Genomic DNA, 18,784 nt, shown 5'->3' with positions numbered 1-18,784 from the left:
GGGTGACCGGGCCGGCGCCCAGGTGGAAAAAAGTCGGGATCATCGCCGGTCAAACGTCCCGGAAGGGATGAACTTGAGGGCGTGGAGTTGCCGCTCGTCGCGCGCCGGGGCCGGAACCTCGTAAGGTCGTCACCGTGTTGGACGAGATGCGGATACGGGATCTTGGGGTAATCGACGACGCGGTGGTCGAACTCGCCCCCGGCTTCACCGCCGTGACCGGTGAGACCGGCGCAGGCAAGACCATGGTGGTGACCAGCCTCGGCCTCCTGCTCGGCGGCCGGGCGGACCCGGGCCTGGTGCGCAACGGCGCCGCCCGCGCGGTCGTCGAGGGCCGCCTTCAGCTGCCCGAGGGCTCCCCGGCGGCCGTCCGCGCCGTCGAGGCCGGCGCCGAACTGGACGACGGGGCGCTGCTGATCAGCCGGACCGTCTCCGCCGAGGGCCGCTCCCGGGCGCACGTCGGCGGCCGGTCCGTCCCGGTCGGACTGCTCACCGAACTCGGCGAGGACCTGATCGCCGTCCACGGCCAGACCGACCAGCAGCGCCTGCTGCGCCCGGCCCGCCAGCGCGGCGCCCTGGACCGCTACGCGGGTGAGGCCGTCGCCGAGCCGCTGGCCCGCTACCGCGCGGTCTACCGCGGCCTGCGCGAGGTCTCGGCCACCCTGGAGGAGCTGACCACCCGGGCCCGCGAGCGCGCCCAGGAGGCCGACCTGCTGCGCTTCGGCCTGGACGAGATCGCCGCCGCCGAGCCGGTGGCCGGTGAGGACGAGGAGCTGGCCGCCGAGGCCGAGCGCCTCGGCCACGCCGACGCGCTCTCCTCCGCCGCCACCCTCGCGCACGCCGCGCTGGCCGGCGACCCGACCGACCCGGAGGCGCTGGACGCCGGCACCCTGCTCGCGCAGTCCCGCCGCGCCCTGGACGCCGTCCGCCACCACGACGAGCGGCTGGCCGCCCTCGGCGACCGCCTCAACGAGGTCGGCTACCTGCTCACCGACGTGGCCGGAGACCTGGCCGGGTACGCCGACGACCTGGACGCCGACCCGGTCCGGCTGGCCGCCGTCGAGGACCGCCGGGCCGTCCTGTCCCAGCTGCTGCGCAAGTACGGCGGCCCGGAGAACTCGCTCGCGGAGGTACTGGCCTGGGCCGAGGCCGGCTCCGCCCGGCTCACCGAGCTCGACGGCGACGACGAGCGGATCGACGAGCTGGGCGCCCAGGAGACCGCGCTGCGCGCCGAGTTGGCCGAGCTCGCGGCGGAGGTCTCGGCCGCCCGGCAGGCCGCCGCCGGCCGCTTCGCCGAGGCCGTCTCCGCCGAACTCGCCGAACTCGCCATGCCGCACGCCCGGGTGACCTTCGCCATCAGCTGGGTGGACGACCTGGCCGGCATCGAGGTCGAGGGCCGCACGGTCGCCTACGGACCGCACGGCGTGGACGAGGTCGAGGTGCTGCTCGCCCCGCACCCCGGCGCCCAGCCCCGCCCGATCGCCAAGGGCGCCTCCGGCGGTGAGCTGTCCCGGGTGATGCTGGCCGTCGAGGTGGTCTTCGCCGGCGCCGACCCCGTCCCCACCTACCTCTTCGACGAGGTGGACGCGGGCGTCGGCGGCAAGGCCGCGGTCGAGATCGGCCGCCGCCTCGCCAAACTGGCCGAGAGCGCCCAGGTCGTCGTGGTCACCCACCTTCCGCAGGTCGCCGCGTTCGCCGACCGGCACCTGGTGGTGGAGAAGACCAACGACGGCACCGTGACCCGCAGCGGTGTCAAGGTGCTGAACGACGAGGAGCGGGTGCGCGAACTCTCCCGGATGCTGGCCGGCCTGGAGGACTCCGAGCTGGGCCGCGCCCACGCGGAGGAACTCCTGGCCGCCGCCCGGGCCCCGCGCCACCGGTAGCCGACGGTGGCGGCCTGCCGACCGACGGCGACGCGCCCCCCGTGGCGCCGACTGTCCAAGAGGGCCGCCGACCTGGCAAGGTGGCGGCTGGACACTGGCTTTCCAGTCCCGAGCGCCGCCGGCGGGCAACCCTCGCAGCGCGGCGTGAGTACCTGATCGAGTCGGATGCGAGACGACGTGGACCATTCCGCCGCCCGGGCCACCGCGGCCGCCCCGGAACCGGGGCAGCTGCACGTGGTACTCGTCCTGGCCGCCAGCACCGGCGGCATCGGTGCGCACGTGCGCTCCCTGGCACAGGGCCTGGTCGCGCACGGGGTGACCGTCACGGTCTGTGCGCCGGCCGGTACGGACGCGCTGTTCGGCTTCTCCCGGACCGGCGCCAGGTTCCACCTGGTCGACATCACCCCCACCGCCGGCGCCCGCAGCGACGCCACCGCGATCGGCGAGCTGCGCCGGGCGTTCACCGGAGCCGACGTGGTCCACGCCCACGGGCTGCGCGCCGGACTCCTCTCCGACCTGGCGCTGCGCACCGCCGGCCGCTTCCCCGGGCTGCGTCCGGAGACCCCGCTGGTGGTCACCTCGCACCACGCGCTGCTGGCCACCGGCATGGAGCGCCGGCTCCAGCGGCTGATGGAGCGCCGGGTGGCGCGCGCCGCCGACCTGGTGCTGGGCGCCTCCTCCGACCTGGTCGCCCGCGCCCGCGAACTCGGCGCCACCGACGCCCGGCTCGGCCCGGTCGCGGCCCCGCCGATGCCCGAGGGCCGGCTGGAGCGGACCGCGGCCCGGACGGCGCTGCTCGGCGACGGACCGGACCGCCCGCTGGTGCTGGCGGTGGGCCGGCTCGTCCCGCAGAAGGCCTTCGGCGTGCTGCTGGACGCCTCCGGCGAGCTGTCCGCGCTGGACCCGGAGCCGCTGCTGCTGATCGCCGGGGACGGCCCGGAGGGCGGCGCGCTGCGCGAGCGGGTGGCCGTGGAGAAGCTCCCGGTGCGGCTGCTCGGCTACCGCACCGACGTCCCGGACCTGCTGGCGGCCGCCGACGTGGTGGTGGTCGGCAGCCGCTGGGAGGCCCGCTCGCTGGTCGTCCAGGAGGCGATGCGGGCCGGTGTGCCGGTGGTCGCCACCGCGGTCGGCGGGATCCCCGAACTGGTCGGGGACGCGGCGGTGCTGGTGGCGCCCGGAGACCCGGGCGCCCTCGGCGGGGCCGTGCGCGACCTGTTGGCCGACCCGGCCCGCCGCGAGCGGCTGGCGGAGGCGGGCCGGCAGCAGGCGCAGACCTGGCCGGACGAGGCCGCCACCGTCGCCCAGGTGCTCAGCACCTACGACGAGCTGGTCCAGCGGGGGTAGGGCCCGTCTTCGAACCCCAGCCGTAGCCCTCGTCCGGCCGGCCGGTCAGACGGTGGCCTGCTCGGTGCGGTCGCCCGTGCGCCCGTCCGGCTGGGCGGACAGGTAGGCGCCGCCGCAGGCGGTCAGCCGCAGCGCGGTGTCGATCAGCGGGACGTGGCTGAAGGCCTGCGGGAAGTTCCCGACCTGGCGCTTCTCGCGCGGGTCCCACTCCTCGGCGAGCAGGCCGATGTCGTTGCGCAGCGACAGCAGCTTGTCGAAGAGCTCGCGGGCCTCCTGCACCCGGCCGATCATCGCGAGGTCGTCGGCGAGCCAGAACGAGCAGGCCAGGAAGGCGCCCTCGTGTCCGGAGAGGCCGTCGACGTTGTTGCCGCTCTCGTCGTGGGTGGGGTAGCGCAGGACGAAGCCGTCCTCGGTGGACAGTTCGCGCTGGATCGCCTCGATGGTGCCGATCACCCGCTTGTCGTCCGGCGGCAGGAACCCGACCTGCGGGATCAGCAGCAGTGAGGCGTCCAGCTCCCTGCCGCCGTAGTACTGGGTGAAGGTGTTGCGCTCCGGGTCGTAGCCCTTGTCGCAGACGTCCCGGTGGATGGTCTCGCGCAGTTCGCGCCAGCGCTCCAGGTGGCCGTCGGAGGGGGCGTCCTCGGGGGACTGCTCCAGCAGCTTGATGGTGCGGTCGACGGCGACCCAGGCCATCACCTTGGAGTGGACGAAGTGCCGGCGCGGGCCGCGGACCTCCCAGATGCCCTCGTCCGGCTCGGTCCAGTGGTCCTCCAGGTACTCGATCAGGCGCAGCTGGAGGTGGTGGGCGTGGTCGTTGCGGACCAGGCCGGTCATGTGCGCCAGGTGCAGCGCCTCGACCACCTCGCCGTAGACGTCCAGCTGGAGCTGGCCGGCCGCGCCGTTGCCGACCCGGACGGGCTGGGAGCCCTCGTAGCCGGGCAGCCAGTCCAGCGAGGACTCGGTGAGCTCGCGCTCGCCGGCGATGCCGTACATGATCTGCAGGTTCTCCGGGTCGCCGGCGACGGCGCGCAGCAGCCACTCGCGCCAGGCCTTGGCCTCGTCGCGGTAGCCGGTGCGCAGCAGCGAGGAGAGGGTGATCGCGGCGTCCCGCAGCCAGGTGTAGCGGTAGTCCCAGTTGCGCTCGCCGCCGATGTCCTCGGGCAGCGAGGTGGTGGGGGCCGCGACGATGCCGCCGGTGGGGGCGTAGGTGAGGCCCTTGAGGGTGATCAGCGAGCGGATCACGGCCTCGCGGTAGGGGCCCTGGTAGGTGCACTGGCCGGCCCACTCGTGCCAGAAGTCGGTGGTGGCGTCGAGCATCTCCTCTGCGTCCGGGGCGGTCGGCGCCTCCAGGTGGGACGCCTGCCAGGTGAGGGCGAAGGCGATCCGCTCACCGGCGGTGACGGTGAAGTCGGCGTAGGTGGTGAGGTTGCGCCCGTACGTCTCGGCCTCGCCGTCCAGCCAGACGGAGTCGGGGCCGGCCACGGCGACGGTGCGGTGGCCGCCGTCGGCCTGCTCGACGCGGTGCACCCAGGGGACGATCCGGCCGTAGCTGAAGCGCATCCGCAGGGCCGAGCGCATCCGCACGGTGCCGCTCACGCCCTCGACGATCCGGATCATCTGGGGGACGGAGTCGCGGCCGGCCAGCGGTCTCGGCGGCATGAAGTCGATCACCCGGACGCTGCCGCCCGCGGTGTCCCACTCCTGCTCCAGGACGAGCGAGTCGCCCCGGTAGCGGCGCCGGTCGGCGGGGACGGCCGGCGCGGCGGCGGTGGGCGGCGGGACCCGGAGGTCGCCGGTGTCGGCGAGCCGGACGCGTGCGGCGGCGGCCGCCGCCTCGGCCTGGGCGGGGGCGGCCGGGGCGGGGAGGTCGGTGGCGACCATCTCGGCCGGCCCGATCCGCCAGAAGCCGTGTTCATCGGTGCCCAGCAGGCCGGCGAAGACGGCCGGCGAGTCGAATCGGGGCAGGCACAGCCAGTCGACCGCCCCGTCCCTGCTGACCAGGGCGGCGGTCTGCATGTCCCCGATGAGTGCGTAGTCCTCGATACGGCCGGCCACGTGGATCTCCAGTTCGCAATGTGGTCACGACGCATCGGCGATCCGGTTTGAGCCAGCGGTTTGCGGGGCCGGGGTGCCACCCCGGGACGTCCGGCTCGCCGAAGGGTGGTGGCGGGCCTTGCTGGAGTGTCCGCGTGGGGTTCGATCGAGCCCCTGGAGTGGGTGGGGAGGAGCTGGATTACGGGGAGGTCCGGTCGCGCATCGGGGACCGAGAGAGTCCTGACCCTCCCACGCCCTCCGCGTGCTCTGCTGTCGGCGATGCGTCCGTGAAGCTTACGACGGACGAAAGGGGCGAAGCACGCGGGCGCAGCTCCGTGTGGCGCCACAATTCGGCGGAAATGCCGTGCATCGCGGGGGAGCCGTGCAGGATGGCTCGGAAGGATCAGCTCCGGATGGCCCGTCCGGAGGGGCGGTGATGGCCCGGCCACGCGGCCCGGAGTGGCCCGCCCCGGTGGTGGTGCGACCGGTGTGGCGAATGCGCCGGATGGTGCGCGGGTGGTGCGCCGGGAGTGCGCCCCCGGGGTGGCGCGAGCGGCCCGGAACGCGCCCAGGCCGGGGCACTGATACCCTGGTATCCCGTGGACTGGTGGGATCAAACGCCCCGGACCAGCTGAACCGACGACCCTCCGAGTGCCGTGCACCGCACCGCACTCCCGTCGCCAGGCGAGCCGAGAGCCCCCCGCCCAAGTCACCTTCGACACGCGACCCACGGGAGCCCCCTCTTGGCACAGCCCCATTCCGGCAAGGCATCGAACGGCCGCGCCGTGACGACCAAGCACCTCTTCGTCACCGGGGGTGTCGCCTCTTCGCTCGGCAAGGGCCTCACCGCCTCCAGCCTGGGCGCCCTGCTCAAGGCCCGCGGACTGCGCGTGACGATGCAGAAGCTCGACCCGTACCTCAACGTGGACCCGGGCACCATGAACCCGTTCCAGCACGGTGAGGTCTTCGTCACCGACGACGGCGCCGAGACCGACCTCGACGTCGGCCACTACGAGCGGTTCCTCGACACCAACCTGCACGGCTCGGCGAACGTCACCACCGGCCAGGTGTACTCGACCGTCATCGCCAAGGAGCGCCGCGGCGAGTACCTGGGCGACACCGTCCAGGTCATCCCGCACATCACCAACGAGATCAAGGCCCGGATCCGCCGGATGGCGACCGAGGACGTCGACGTGGTGATCACCGAGGTCGGCGGCACCGTCGGCGACATCGAGTCGCTGCCGTTCCTGGAGGCCGTCCGCCAGGTCCGCCACGAGGTCGGCCGGGACAACGTCTTCTTCGTGCACGTCTCGCTGCTGCCGTACATCGGCCCCTCGGGCGAGCTGAAGACCAAGCCCACCCAGCACTCCGTCGCGGCCCTGCGCAACATCGGCATCCAGCCGGACGCCATCGTGCTGCGCGCCGACCGCGAGGTGCCGCAGAGCATCAAGCGCAAGATCTCGCTGATGTGCGACGTGGACGAGGAGGCCGTGGTCGCGGCCATCGACGCCAAGTCGATCTACGACATCCCCAAGGTGCTGCACGGCGAGGGCCTGGACGCCTACGTGGTGCGCCGCCTGGACCTGCCGTTCCGCGACGTGGACTGGACCACCTGGGACGACCTGCTGCGCCGCGTCCACGAGCCGCAGCACATCGTCAAGGTCGCCCTGGTCGGCAAGTACATCGACCTGCCGGACGCCTACCTGTCGGTGACCGAGGCGCTGCGCGCCGGCGGTTTCGCCAACAACGCCCGGGTCGAGATCAAGTGGGTCACCTCGGACCACTGCACCACGCCCGAGGGCGCGCGCGAGCAGCTGGGCGACGTGGACGCGATCTGCATCCCCGGCGGCTTCGGCGACCGCGGTGTGGACGGCAAGGTCCAGGCGATCACCTACGCCCGCGAGAACAAGGTGCCGCTGCTGGGCCTGTGCCTCGGCCTGCAGTGCGTGGTCATCGAGGCCGCCCGCAACCTGGCCGGCCTGCCCGACGCCAACTCCACCGAGTTCGACGCGGCCGCCAAGTACCCGGTGATCTCCACCATGGCCGAGCAGCTGGCGATCGTCGACGGCAAGGGCGACCTGGGAGGCACCATGCGCCTGGGCCTCTACCCGGCGAAGCTCGCCGAGGGCTCGATCGTCCGCGAGGTCTACGGCGGCGAGCAGTACGTCGAGGAGCGCCACCGCCACCGCTACGAGGTCAACAACGCCTACCGGGCGGACCTGGAGAAGACCGGCCTGCAGTTCTCCGGCCTGTCCCCGAAGGGCGACCTGGTCGAGTACGTCGAGTACCCGCGCGAGGTGCACCCCTACCTGGTGGCCACCCAGGCCCACCCGGAGCTGAAGTCCCGCCCGACCCGCCCGCACCCGCTCTTCGCGGGTCTGGTGAAGGCGGCCATCGAGATCAAGACGGCCGGCCAGTAGGACGTGTCGATCACCGAACGGCGGCCCCGCGATTCCCGCGGGGCCGCCGTTCGGCGTTAGATTGTGTCGTACTGACGAAAAGGGGAGACCGATGGACGACCGGCAGCCGCAGATCCGCGACGTGGCCGAGGAGTGGGAGATCCGGGGGAGCAGCACCCCGTTCCAGGGGAGGGTCACCGGGGTGCGCACCGAGGAGGTCCGGATGCCCGACGGCGGCTGGGCCCGCCGCGACTACCAGACCCACCCCGGCTCGGTCTCCGTGCTGGCCCTGGACGACCGGCAGCGGGTGCTGATCCTGCGCCAGTACCGCCACCCCGTCCGCCAGCGCCTGTGGGAGCTTCCCGCGGGCCTGCTCGACGTGCCCGGTGAGAACCCGCTGCACGCCGCCCAGCGCGAGCTGTACGAGGAGGCGCACTGCAAGGCCGGCCGGTGGCAGGTGCTGGTCGACTTCTACACCTCCCCGGGCGGCACCGACGAGGCGCTGCGGCTCTTCCTCGCCACCGACCTCGGCGAGGCCGAGGGCGACCGCTACGAGGCGCACGGCGAGGAGCTGGAGATCGAGGTCGCCCGGGTGCCCGTCCCCGAGCTGGTCCGGCTGATCCACGCCGGGGAGCTGCACAACCCGACGCTGATCACCGGCACCCTCGCCCTGCACGCCGCGATCACCGGCCCCGGCGGGCTGGACGCGCTGCGCCCGGGCGACTCGCCCTGGCCGGCCAGGCCGTTCCAGGCGTGAGCGGACGGCTCCGGGCCTGAGCGGGCGGCTCCGGGCGTGGGCGAACGGCTCCCGGCCTCCGGGTTGATCCGCGGGGGTGATTGCCGGTTCGTACGACCGGATGTCACCCCCGCTGAGCCGGACGGTCGAACTACGCTTCGCAGACGGGCGCCCGTCGCGGGCCGCCTCCGCTGAGCTGGGTGACCGTCGGGAGTGGCACGGGTGGCGAGGAAAACGGCGACGATGGACGCACGGCCCGCGATGACCGCCGAGGGCGCCCCCGCGCTGGACCGGCTGCCCGCCGGGCCGGCGCTGTTCGTCGGCCGGCGCGCCGAGCTGGCAGCCCTGCGGGCCGCCGCCGCCCGCCCCGCGGACGGCCGCAGCACCGTCCTGGTGCTGGCCGGCCGCCCCGGCTCGGGCCGTACCGCGCTGGCGGTGCGCTTCGCCGTCACCGTCGCCGCCGACTACCCCGACGGCGTGCTGTTCGCCCGGCTGTCCGCGCCCGACGGCGGCCGGGTGCCGCCCGCCAGGGCCGCCCGCCGGCTGCTGGAGCAGCTCGGGGCGGACGTCGGCGCCGTGCCGCTGCCCGGATCCGCCGAGGACGGCCGGGACGAGCCGGCCTGTGTCGCGCTGCGCGGGGCGCTGGCGGGGCGGCGCGTCCTGCTGGTGCTGGACGACGTGCGGGACGCCGGACAGCTCTGGCCGCTGCTCGCCGACGAGCCCGGCTGCCTCGTCCTCGCCACCACGGCCGGTCCGCTGACCGGGATCGAGGACATCGACCCGGTGATCCTCGGCGGGCTGGACCGGCAGGCCTCGGACGAGCTGCTCGGCGACCTCGTCGGCGGCACCCGGATCAGCTGCGACCCGGTCGGCGGGGCCGACCTCGCGGAGGCCTGCGGCTCCGGGCCGGCGGCGCTGCGGCTGATGGCCGGCTGGCTGCGCGGCAACCCCAAGGCGGCCGTGACGGACGCGGCCGCGGAGCTCGCCCGGGTGGTGCGGGAGGGGGCGGCCCGGCCGGAGACGGCGGGCGCTCAGTCGCAGGGGAGGGCGGGGAAGGCCGGCGGTTCGGAGAAGGCGGGCGGGTCGGAGGGGGTCGGCGGGGCCAATGGGGCGGGCGGTTCGGAGAAGGCAGGCGGAGCGGATGGAGTGAAGGAAGGGGAGCCGAGGCGGGAGAGGCCGAAGCCGGGCACGGTGACGGCGGGCACGGTCAAGGCGGGCACGGTCAAGGCGGAGCCGGCTTCTGGGCCCGGGAGGCCCGGCGCGGGCGGCAGGGCCGGCCGGAAGGCGGCTCAGGCGGCCTCCGCGGCCCCGGCGGCGGTTTCCGGGGGGGCGGAGGACGGAAAGCGGGCGTCCGCGCCCTCAGGCGGTACGGACGCGGCGAAGCGCAAGGGGGCCCCCGAGGCCCTGGCGGAGCCCGCCGCGGATCCCGCGACGGACCCCGCGGCCTGGGTGAAGCCCGGCCCCGAGCCCGCCGAACCCGTCCCCGTCCCCGACAACGACCCGCTGGTCGGCGCCTTCACCCTGCTGTACGGCGCACTGCCGGCCGCCCAGGCGCGGATGCTGCGCGCGCTCACCCTCGCCCCCGCACAGACCGCCGATCTGCGCACCGCCTCCGCCCTGGTGGGCTGCCCGGCCCCGGAGGCCGCCGCGATGCTGGCCGCCCTCGCCGAGCGGGAGCTGCTCGGCGAGGAGCCGCCCGCGGAGGACGGCACCCCCCGCTACCGGGTACCCGGCCGGCTCCACCCGCGGCTGGTCCGGCTGCGCGGGAGCGAGGACCGGCCCGCCGAGCTCGAACTCGCCCGGGCCCGCCTGCTGGAGCGCCTGGTCCGGCTCACCGACTCCGCCCGCGCGCTGCTCGACCCGGCCGGCGGACCGGGCCCCGACCCGCTGCCGGGGCCGCTGCGGCTGCGCTCGGCGGTCCAGGCCCGGCAGTGGCTGCTCGGCGAGCGCGACCTGCTGCTCGGCGCGGTCGCCGACGCGATCGGCCAGGGCGATCTGGACGGTTCGGCGGGCCGGCTGGTCACCGCCCTGCTCCGGGCCCTGCCGCTGACCGGCGCCGCCGCCCCCGCCGACCTCTACCAGCTGCACGAGCTGGTGCTGACGGTGGCCGAGCGGCACGGCAAGGCCCGCCGGGCGGCGGCCGCGCTGCTCAACCTCGGCGACCTCCAGGCCGCCGACAATCGCTGGGAGCCGGCCGTCGGGCACTACCGGGCTGCCCTGGAGCACGCCCGGGCGGCGGACGACGAGGCCGCCTGCGCCCGGGCCCTGGAGGGCGCGGCCGGCTGCCACCGCGCGCTCGGCGACGCCGTCCGGGCCGCCGACTGGTACGGGCGGGCGCTCGGCCTGCGGCAGTCCATGGGCGACCCGGCCGCCGAGGCCAGGCTGCTCACCCGGGTGGCGGAGGCGCACGCCGCGCAGCGCCGCTTCGACGAGGCCGATCGGGAGTACCGGGCGGCCCTGGGGCTGTTGCGCCGCCTGGGGGACGAACGCGGCCGACAGGCGGTCGGTGCGGCCCTGGCGGACCTGCGGGAACGCGTCGACGCCGGGTGGTAGAGGGCACTTCGGGAGTATTGTCGAAGATGCCTGGTTGGTGTGGCTTTGGCAGGAAGATCGCCGGGGAAGCCTACGAACCTGCCAATGTGTCCGGCGGATTTATTCACTTTGGAAGGCTGACACGCCGCCTGGGCTTCATTACACTCGAACTCAGTCGCGCAGCGATCTGTGCCCCGGTGCCTTCCGGAGGCTTCCCCACGTGCGCGTCGCCCGCCGGTCTTCTCCGGTAGGGACCCCCATGGCAAGAGGACGTGTTTAGCCGTGAAGGTCGGCATCCCCCGCGAGGTCAAGAACCACGAGTACCGCGTGGCCATCACGCCCGCCGGCGTGCATGAGCTCGTCCGCAACGGGCACGAGGTCTACATCGAGGACAACGCCGGTGTCGGCTCCTCGATCCCGAACGAGGAGTACGTGGCCGCCGGCGCCACCATCCTCCCCACCGCCGACGAGGTGTGGGCCACCGCCGACCTGCTGCTGAAGGTCAAGGAGCCCATCGCGCAGGAGTACCACCGCCTGCGCAAGGGCCAGACCGTCTTCACGTACCTGCACCTGGCGGCCGACCGCGCCGGCACCGACGCGCTGGTCGCGTCCGGCACCACCGCGATCGCGTACGAGACCGTGCAGCTCGCCAACGGCGCCCTGCCGCTGCTCGCCCCGATGTCCGAGGTCGCGGGCCGGCTGGCCCCGCAGGTCGGCTCGTACCACCTGATGCGCCCGGCCGGCGGCCGCGGCGTGCTGCCCGGCGGCGTGCCCGGCACCCACCCGGCCAAGGCCGTCGTCATCGGCGGTGGCGTCTCCGGCTGGCACGCGGCCACCATCGCGATCGGCATGGGCTACGAGGTGACCCTGCTGGACCGCGACATCAACAAGCTGCGCGAGGCCGACAAGGTCTTCGGCACCAAGATCAAGGCCATCGCCTCCAACGCCTTCGAGCTGGAGAAGGCCGTCCTGGAGGCCGACCTGGTGATCGGCGCCGTGCTGATCCCGGGCGCCAAGGCCCCGAAGCTCGTCACCAACGAGCTGGTCTCCCGCATGAAGCCGGGCTCCGTGCTCGTCGACATCGCCATCGACCAGGGCGGCTGCTTCGAGGACTCGCACGCGACCACGCACGCCGAGCCGACCTTCCAGGTCCACAACTCGGTCTTCTACTGCGTGGCCAACATGCCGGGCGCCGTCCCGAACACCTCCACCTACGCGCTGACCAACGCCACGCTGCCCTACATCGTGGAGCTGGCCAACCGTGGCTGGAAGGACGCGCTGCGCCGTGACCCGGCGCTGGCCAAGGGCCTGAACGTGCACGAGGGCCAGATCACCTTCGGCGCCGTCGCCGAGGCCTTCGGCCTGGAGTCCGTCTCCCTGGAGAGCGTGCTCGCCTGACGTTCGCGGTCCGGTGACCGGTAGTCAGTGGCCGTGACGGGTGGCCGCGGCGTCCCGAGGAGACTCGGGGTGCCGCGGTCGCCCGGTTCTCCGTGGCCGCCCGGTTTCCACCGTGTTCCGGCGGCCTTCGGGCGTGCCGGTTGGCGCCGTGCCCCGGCGGCGCCGGGCACCCGTGATCGTGATGTGCCCTTCGGGGGGTCCCGTGCCTGGTCGGCGCCGGTCCTCCCGGCCCGGTCCGACCCCCGCGGGGCGGACCCCAGGCCCCCGACCCGCTCCCCCGGGCCGGGGGCTTCGCCATGCCCGTGAACGGCCGGTGACATGGGCGGGTCGCTCTGTCGTCAATTTCTGTGGGTCGCATCACCCGACCGCAGAAACGTTAGGGTCAAGGGCCGGTCCATCCCTTGACAGCGGGTGGCCCGATAGTCGACACATCCTGCCCACTACCGTGGATTGTGTTGCTGCGAACGCCTTGAAGAGCCTAGAGTCGCAAACCGTCGGCATGCTGCCACGCTGACGAATCGACATAGAGTCCTGGATGCCCAAGGAGGTAAGACGACTTGTGAATGAGTCGACATTTGCTCCCGGGGGTGGTCAGCCAGGACTGGCGGAGCACGCCGCCGGACTGCCGAGTGAGGAGCCCGGGGCCCGGCAGGCCACCGTGGGCTCGGCCGAGGTCGGCTCGGTCGCTCTCCGTACTTTCGAAGCACGCCAGAACACAGCACAGGTGACCCAGGTGACCACGGTGACGGACTTCGACGCCGATCTGCCGGCCCACGGCCTGGCCTACGGCGAGTTCGCCTACGGCGCCTACGACGACCCGGACGCCGAGTACGAGCCGGACCCGGAGTACGCCGCCACGCTGGCCCCCGACGCCGCGCGTCAGCGCCGCGAGCGGGTCGGTCCGACGGGCCGTCCGCTGCCGTACTTCCCGATCCCCGCGCCGGTCGCCGAGCACGGCCCCGCGCAGATCATCGCGATGTGCAACCAGAAGGGCGGCGTCGGCAAGACCACGTCGACCATCAACCTGGGCGCCGCGCTGGCCGAGTACGGCCGCCGGGTGCTGCTCGTCGACTTCGACCCGCAGGGCGCGCTGTCCGTGGGCCTCGGTGTCAACCCGATGGAACTCGACGTCACCGTCTACAACCTGCTCATGGAGCGGGGCCTGACGGCCGATGAGGTGCTGCTGAAGACCGCGGTGCCGGGCATGGACCTGCTGCCCTCCAACATCGACCTGTCGGCCGCCGAGGTGCAGCTGGTCAGCGAGGTGGCCCGGGAGTCCGCGCTGGCGCGCGCCCTGAAGCCGCTGCTGCCCGACTACGACTACGTCATCATCGACTGCCAGCCCTCGCTGGGCCTGCTGACGGTCAATGCCCTGACGGCCGCTCACAGCGTCATCGTCCCGCTGGAGTGCGAGTTCTTCGCGCTGCGCGGTGTCGCGCTGCTCACCGAGACCATCGAGAAGGTCTGCGAGCGGCTCAACCCCGAGCTGCGGCTGGACGGCATCCTCGCCACCATGTACGACTCGCGCACCGTGCACAGCCGCGAGGTGCTGGCCCGGGTCGTCGAGGCGTTCGGCGACCACGTCTTCCACACCGTCATCGGCCGGACCGTGCGCTTCCCGGAGACCACCGTCGCCGGCGAGCCGATCACGACGTACGCGACCAACTCGGTCGGTGCCGCCGCCTATCGTCAGCTCGCCAGGGAGGTGCTCGACCGGTGCCGCCCCGCCGAGTGAGTCTCCCGGGTGCCGACGAGCTGTTCCGGACCACCGGCGGGATGGCGCTGTCGCCCTCCCTCGCGTCGCGTCCGGCCGCCGAGGCGCCCAGACCGGAGACCGCGCGGGCCGTCAACGGTGCCGGTGCCGGCGCTGCGGACGGCGCCGAGGGTGCCGAGGGTGCCGACGAGGCCGGGCAGCCGTACGAGCGCCGGCAGCCGGCCCCCGGGGCCGCTGTGCCGGGGCCGGCGCAGCCCTCGGGGCTGCAGCAGGGCGCAGGGCAGGGTGTCGGGCCGGGTGGTGCGCAGGCCGCCGCGCAGGCGGGGAAGGCCTTGCCGGGCGGTCGGGCGGCCGCTCCGGCGCCCCGGCAGCACGCCGGCGCCGCCGAGGAGCAGTCGGGCGGGAACGGGCGCCCCCGTCCGCGCGGTCGTGCCCCGCGCCGCCCCAGCGGGCGGGAGCGGCACGACGAGAAGATCACCGTGTACGTGTCCGCCGAGGAACTGATGGACCTGGAGCACACCCGTCTGGTGCTGCGCGGCGAGCACGGCCTGGCCGTGGACCGCGGTCGGATCGTCCGGGAGGCCATCGCCGTGGTTCTGGCGGACCTGGAGCAGCGCGGCGAGGCCAGCATCCTGGTGCGGCGGCTGCGCGGGCGCTGAGGGCGCCTGGAGGGGCCTGGTGGGCCCTGGAGGGCGCTTGTGGGCGTCTGGGGTCCCGGTGGGCCTGTTGGCGGGTTCTGCGGGCCGAGGGGGGCTCCGGGCGTTCCAGGGGGGCCGGTGGCCGTTGTGGGCCGCGGTGGGGCGGTTGAGGGCCGCTGTCGGGGCCTGGTGGGCCGCTGGAGGCCGCTGTGAGGCCGCTGTGAGGCCGCTGTGAAGTGTCGCGGGCTTCGGGAGCCGTCGGGTCGAGCATGACGGGCCTGTGGCCGGGGCGGATGTGATCCGCGGTGTGCCGGACGCGCCACGGCGTGTCGACGGCCCCGGCGAGGGGCGGGCGGCGGGGCCGGGTGAAGATGGACCGTCATGCCGAGCACCTCCGAACCGCCTGCAGCGCGTGTGTCCGCCGCTGCCTCCTCCTCGTCCCCGCCGTCCTCCTCATCTGCTGCTTCCGCGTCCGTCGCTGCTTCGGGTGCCGCCTCGGCTGCCGCCTCGGGTGAGGCCGCCGGGGCCTGTCGAGCCGCTGGGCCGGGCGGGACGGCCGATGAGCCGCGGGGCGGGTTCCGGGTGCGGCTGGACAACTTCGAGGGTCCGTTCGACCTGCTGCTCAGCCTGATCGCCAAGCACCGGATGGACGTCACCGAGGTGGCGCTGGCGACCGTCACCGACGAGTTCATGGCGCACATCCGGGCGATGGGTCCGGACTGGGATCTGGACGCCACGACCGAGTTCCTGGTCGTCGCCGCCACGCTGCTCGACCTCAAGGCCGCCCGGCTGCTGCCCGCCGCCGAGGTCGAGGACGAGGAGGACCTCGCGCTGCTGGAGGCGCGCGACCTGCTGTTCGCCCGTCTGCTGCAGTACCGGGCCTACAAGCGGGCGGCGGCCCTGTTCGGCGAGCGCTGGGCCGCCGAGCTGCTCCGGCGGCCCCGGACGGTCGGGCTGGAGCCCCACCACGCGCAGCTGCTGCCCGAGGTCGTGATCGGCGTCGGCCTGGAGCGGTTCGCGGAGCTGGCGGCCAAGGCGATGACGCCCAAGCCGGAGCCGGTCGTCTACGTCGACCACATCCACGCCCCGCCGGTCAGCGTGCGGGAGCAGGCGGGCCTGGTGGTCGGGCTGCTCACGGAGCTGGGGGAGGCGACGTTCCAGCGGCTGGTCGCGGACGCGCCGGACGACCTGGTGGTGGTCGCCCGCTTCCTGGCACTGCTGGAGCTCTACCGGGAGCGGGTGGTGGCCTTCGAGCAGCCGGAGGCGCTGGAGGAGCTGCTGGTGCGCTGGGTGGCCGACGCTGACCGCGGGGTGGTCGAGGTCACGGACGAGTTCGACCGGCCGGCGGGAGAGAGTCGGCCGGTGGGAGAGAGTCGGCCGGTGGGAGAGAAGGAGGAGGAGCGATGACGTCGGGTGCTGATGCCGGAGGGCGACCGGTGTCCCGGCGCCCGCTCGGCCTGCCGGGACAGCCACGGGCGGAGGAGTGGCTGGAGCCGGAGCTGCTGCCTGACGTGTTGCCCGGGGTGTTGTCCGGGGTGGAGCTGGAGCTGGAGCTGGACTCGGGGGCGGTGGCGGCTGCGGTGCCGGGGGGCGCCGCGGAGGCTGCGGCCGTGCGGGAGCCGGTGGCGCAGGGGGTGCAGGTCGCGCAGGGGGTGCAGGTGGTGCACCAGAAGTCGGGTCCGCCGACTTCCGGTGTCGGGGAGTCCGGCGAGACGGCGGCGGTTGCGGGGCCTGGAGCCGGGGCCGCGGCGGGCTTGGAGGACGGGGAACCGGCCGGTTTCGGGTTGAAGGCCGGGTTGGAGGCGATCCTGCTGGTCGTCGACGAACCGGCCGGCGAGGACCATCTGGCATCCGTCCTGGAACGGCCCCGGGCGGAGGTGGCGGCGGCGCTGCGGGAGCTGTCCGCCGAGTACACCGCCCAGCGGCGAGGCTTCGACCTGCGGCTGGTCGCCGGCGGGTGGCGGTTCTACACCCGGGCCGAGTGCGCTCCGGCCGTCGACCGCTTCGTCCTGGACGGCCGGCAGGCCCGGTTGACGCAGGCCGCACTGGAGACATTGGCGGTCGTCGCATACCGGCAGCCGGTGTCCAGATCGCGGGTCTCAGCCGTCCGTGGTGTGAACTGCGACGGTGTGATGCGTACCCTGGTACAGCGAGGACTGGTGGAAGAGGCCGGATCCGAGCCCGAAACAGGTGCGATCCTGTATCGGACGACGAACTACTTCCTGGAACGGATGGGGCTCCGCGGCCTGGATGAGCTGCCGGAGCTTGCTCCCTTCCTGCCCGAGGTCGACGACGTGGAAGCGGAGTCCCTGGAGGGCACGATGATCGCGGAGGCGGTCGCCGCCGCTGCCGTGCAGGCCGCGGACGGCAGTGGCGAGGCCGGTCGGGCTGCGCCTGATCGGTAGGGGGCGGTGAGGTCGGCCGAAACGACCGCACAGCCCAGACGGAAAACGACGTACGGACACTTTGATGCGTAGCAGTGGCAACGACAGGAACAGCGGCGGCGGAAGCGGCCGGGGCGGACACGGCGGGGGCCGGAGCGGCGGCGGCTCCTACGGGGGTGGCTCCGGCTCGCGTGGTGGTTCGTACGGCGGGGGCTCCGGCTCCTCGCGCGGGGGCTCGTCCTCCGGCGGCGGCTCGTACGGCGGCGGTTCCTCGTCGCGTGGCGGTTCGTACGGCGGGGGCTCCGGCTCCTCGTCGCGTGGCGGCTCGTCCTCGGGCGGCGGCTCGTACGGCGGCGGCTCGGGCTCGTCGCGTGGCGGGTCGTCCGGCGGCTCGTCCTCGCGTGGTGGTTCGTACGGCGGGGGCTCCGGCTCCTCGTCGCGTGGCGGCTCGTCCTCGGGCGGCGGCTCCTACGGCGGCGGCTCCGGCTCGCGCGGCGGTTCGTACGGTGGCGGTTCCTCGTCGCGTGGCGGTTCGTACGGCGGGGGCTCCGGCTCCTCGTCGCGCGGCGGTTCGTACGGCGGCTCGTCCTCGCGTAGCGGCGGGTCCGGCTCGTACGGGCGGGACGACCGGCGCGACAGCCGTCGGGACGACCGTCGCGACGACAACAGGTACCCCGACCGCCCGCTGCGCCCCGAGGAGCGGCGTTACGACCGCCCCGAGTACGGCGGCGGCCCCAACGCCACCCCCGCGCGCGGCGGCTTCAGCGGGCGCCGTCCCGGCCCCGCTCCGCGTCCGCGCCGCGACGGCCAGGGCGCCCCGGGCGACCCGCGCCGCCAGCCGCAGCGTTCGCGCGAGCTGCAGGCGAAGATCGAGGACGCCGTGCTGGCGCGCCACGACAAGCCGGCCGTGAAGCTCCCCAAGACCTTCGAGGAGCCCGAGGGCGAGCGCCTGCAGAAGGTGCTGGCGCGGGCCGGCATCGGCAGCCGCCGGGCGTGCGAGGAGCTGATCGAGCAGGGCCGTGTGCAGGTCAACGGCAAGCTGGTCACCGAGCAGGGCAAGCGGGTCGACCCGCAGAACGACGAGATCAAGGTGGACGGCCTGACCGTCGCCACCCAGTCGTACCTGTTCTTCGCGCTGAACAAGCCGGCCGGCGTGGTCTCCACCATGGAGGACCCGGACGGCCGCCAGTGCCTCGGCGACTACGTGACCAACCGGGAGACCCGGCTGTTCCACGTCGGCCGCCTGGACACCGAGACCGAGGGCATCATCCTGCTCACCAACCACGGTGAACTGGCCCACCGCCTCACCCACCCGCGGTACGGCGTGACCAAGACGTACCTGGCCGCCATCCAGGGCCCGATCCCGCGGGACCTGGGCAAGCAGCTGGCCAAGGGCATCGAGCTGGAGGACGGCTTCGCGCGGGCCGACAGCTTCAAGGTGGTCTCGAACGTCGGCAAGAACTACCTCGTCGAGGTCACGCTGCACGAGGGCCGCAAGCACATCGTCCGCCGGATGCTGTCCGAGGCCGGCTTCCCGGTCGAGAAGCTGGTGCGTACGCACTTCGGTCCGATCGCGCTGGGCGACCAGAAGTCGGGTTGGCTGCGTCGCCTGACCAACCCGGAGGTCGGGCAGCTGATGAACGAGGTCGGCCTGTAGGTCGCGGTCCGTGGGGGCGCTCCGTGGGGCCGCCCGGATGGGCCCTGTCTGGTGAGCGCTCTGTAGAC

12 protein-coding genes are annotated in these 18,784 nt (G+C 74.0%); 11 read left to right on the top strand and 1 reads right to left on the bottom strand.

Features of this window, described 5'->3' with window-relative positions; translation table 11 throughout:
- Positions 1-146: 146 nt before the first annotated feature.
- Both recN and ACGFZP_RS35875 read left to right on the top strand, forming a co-directional pair.
- Entirely contained in the window at positions 147-1,880 is a 1,734-nt protein-coding gene (recN, locus tag ACGFZP_RS35880) for a DNA repair protein RecN (protein ID WP_392940973.1), read from the top strand.
- A gap of 165 nt (positions 1,881-2,045) precedes the next feature.
- Entirely contained in the window at positions 2,046-3,224 is a 1,179-nt protein-coding gene (locus ACGFZP_RS35875) for a glycosyltransferase family 4 protein (RefSeq protein ID WP_392940947.1), read from the top strand.
- A 45-nt stretch (positions 3,225-3,269) separates the two neighbouring features.
- Here the strand turns inward: ACGFZP_RS35875 and ACGFZP_RS35870 are convergent, their stop codons facing one another.
- On the bottom strand, positions 3,270-5,279 hold the full coding sequence (locus ACGFZP_RS35870; RefSeq protein WP_392940945.1) for a glycoside hydrolase family 15 protein: 2,010 nt from the start codon (positions 5,277-5,279) through the stop codon (positions 3,270-3,272).
- A 764-nt stretch (positions 5,280-6,043) separates the two neighbouring features.
- Here ACGFZP_RS35870 and ACGFZP_RS35865 point away from each other — a divergent pair.
- The 9 genes from ACGFZP_RS35865 (at position 6,044) to ACGFZP_RS35825 (ending at position 18,716) form a co-directional block, all read left to right on the top strand.
- A complete protein-coding gene (locus ACGFZP_RS35865; RefSeq protein WP_392940944.1) occupies positions 6,044-7,678 on the top strand; it encodes a CTP synthase in 1,635 nt (544 codons plus the stop codon).
- 91 nt (positions 7,679-7,769) lie between these two features.
- Positions 7,770-8,414, top strand: a complete 645-nt coding sequence (locus ACGFZP_RS35860; protein ID WP_392940942.1) for an NUDIX domain-containing protein — start codon at positions 7,770-7,772, stop codon at positions 8,412-8,414.
- 222 nt (positions 8,415-8,636) lie between these two features.
- Positions 8,637-10,946, top strand: coding sequence for an AAA family ATPase (locus tag ACGFZP_RS35855; RefSeq protein WP_392940940.1), 2,310 nt, complete (start codon positions 8,637-8,639; stop codon positions 10,944-10,946).
- A gap of 261 nt (positions 10,947-11,207) precedes the next feature.
- Positions 11,208-12,323, top strand: coding sequence for an alanine dehydrogenase (ald, locus tag ACGFZP_RS35850; RefSeq protein ID WP_387949136.1), 1,116 nt, complete (start codon positions 11,208-11,210; stop codon positions 12,321-12,323).
- 658 nt (positions 12,324-12,981) lie between these two features.
- Positions 12,982-14,058, top strand: coding sequence for a ParA family protein (locus tag ACGFZP_RS35845; protein ID WP_392940971.1), 1,077 nt, complete (start codon positions 12,982-12,984; stop codon positions 14,056-14,058).
- Complete coding sequence (locus ACGFZP_RS35840) at positions 14,055-14,696, top strand: hypothetical protein (RefSeq protein ID WP_392940938.1); 642 nt, start codon at positions 14,055-14,057, stop codon at positions 14,694-14,696. Before ACGFZP_RS35845 ends, ACGFZP_RS35840 begins: the two co-directional genes overlap by 4 nt.
- A 561-nt stretch (positions 14,697-15,257) precedes the next feature.
- Complete coding sequence (locus ACGFZP_RS35835) at positions 15,258-16,082, top strand: segregation and condensation protein A (RefSeq protein ID WP_392940936.1); 825 nt, start codon at positions 15,258-15,260, stop codon at positions 16,080-16,082.
- A gap of 347 nt (positions 16,083-16,429) precedes the next feature.
- On the top strand, positions 16,430-17,080 hold the full coding sequence (scpB, locus tag ACGFZP_RS35830; protein ID WP_392940969.1) for an SMC-Scp complex subunit ScpB: 651 nt from the start codon (positions 16,430-16,432) through the stop codon (positions 17,078-17,080).
- 64 nt (positions 17,081-17,144) lie between these two features.
- Positions 17,145-18,716, top strand: coding sequence for a pseudouridine synthase (locus ACGFZP_RS35825; protein WP_392940934.1), 1,572 nt, complete (start codon positions 17,145-17,147; stop codon positions 18,714-18,716).
- Positions 18,717-18,784: the final 68 nt, after the last annotated feature.

It is taken from the genome of Kitasatospora sp. NPDC048239, assembly GCF_043202015.1.
Classification (GTDB): Bacteria; Actinomycetota; Actinomycetes; order Streptomycetales; family Streptomycetaceae; genus Kitasatospora.
The sequence above is the reverse complement of the archived record's forward strand: the minus strand, read 5'-3'. Positions and strand labels throughout refer to the sequence as shown.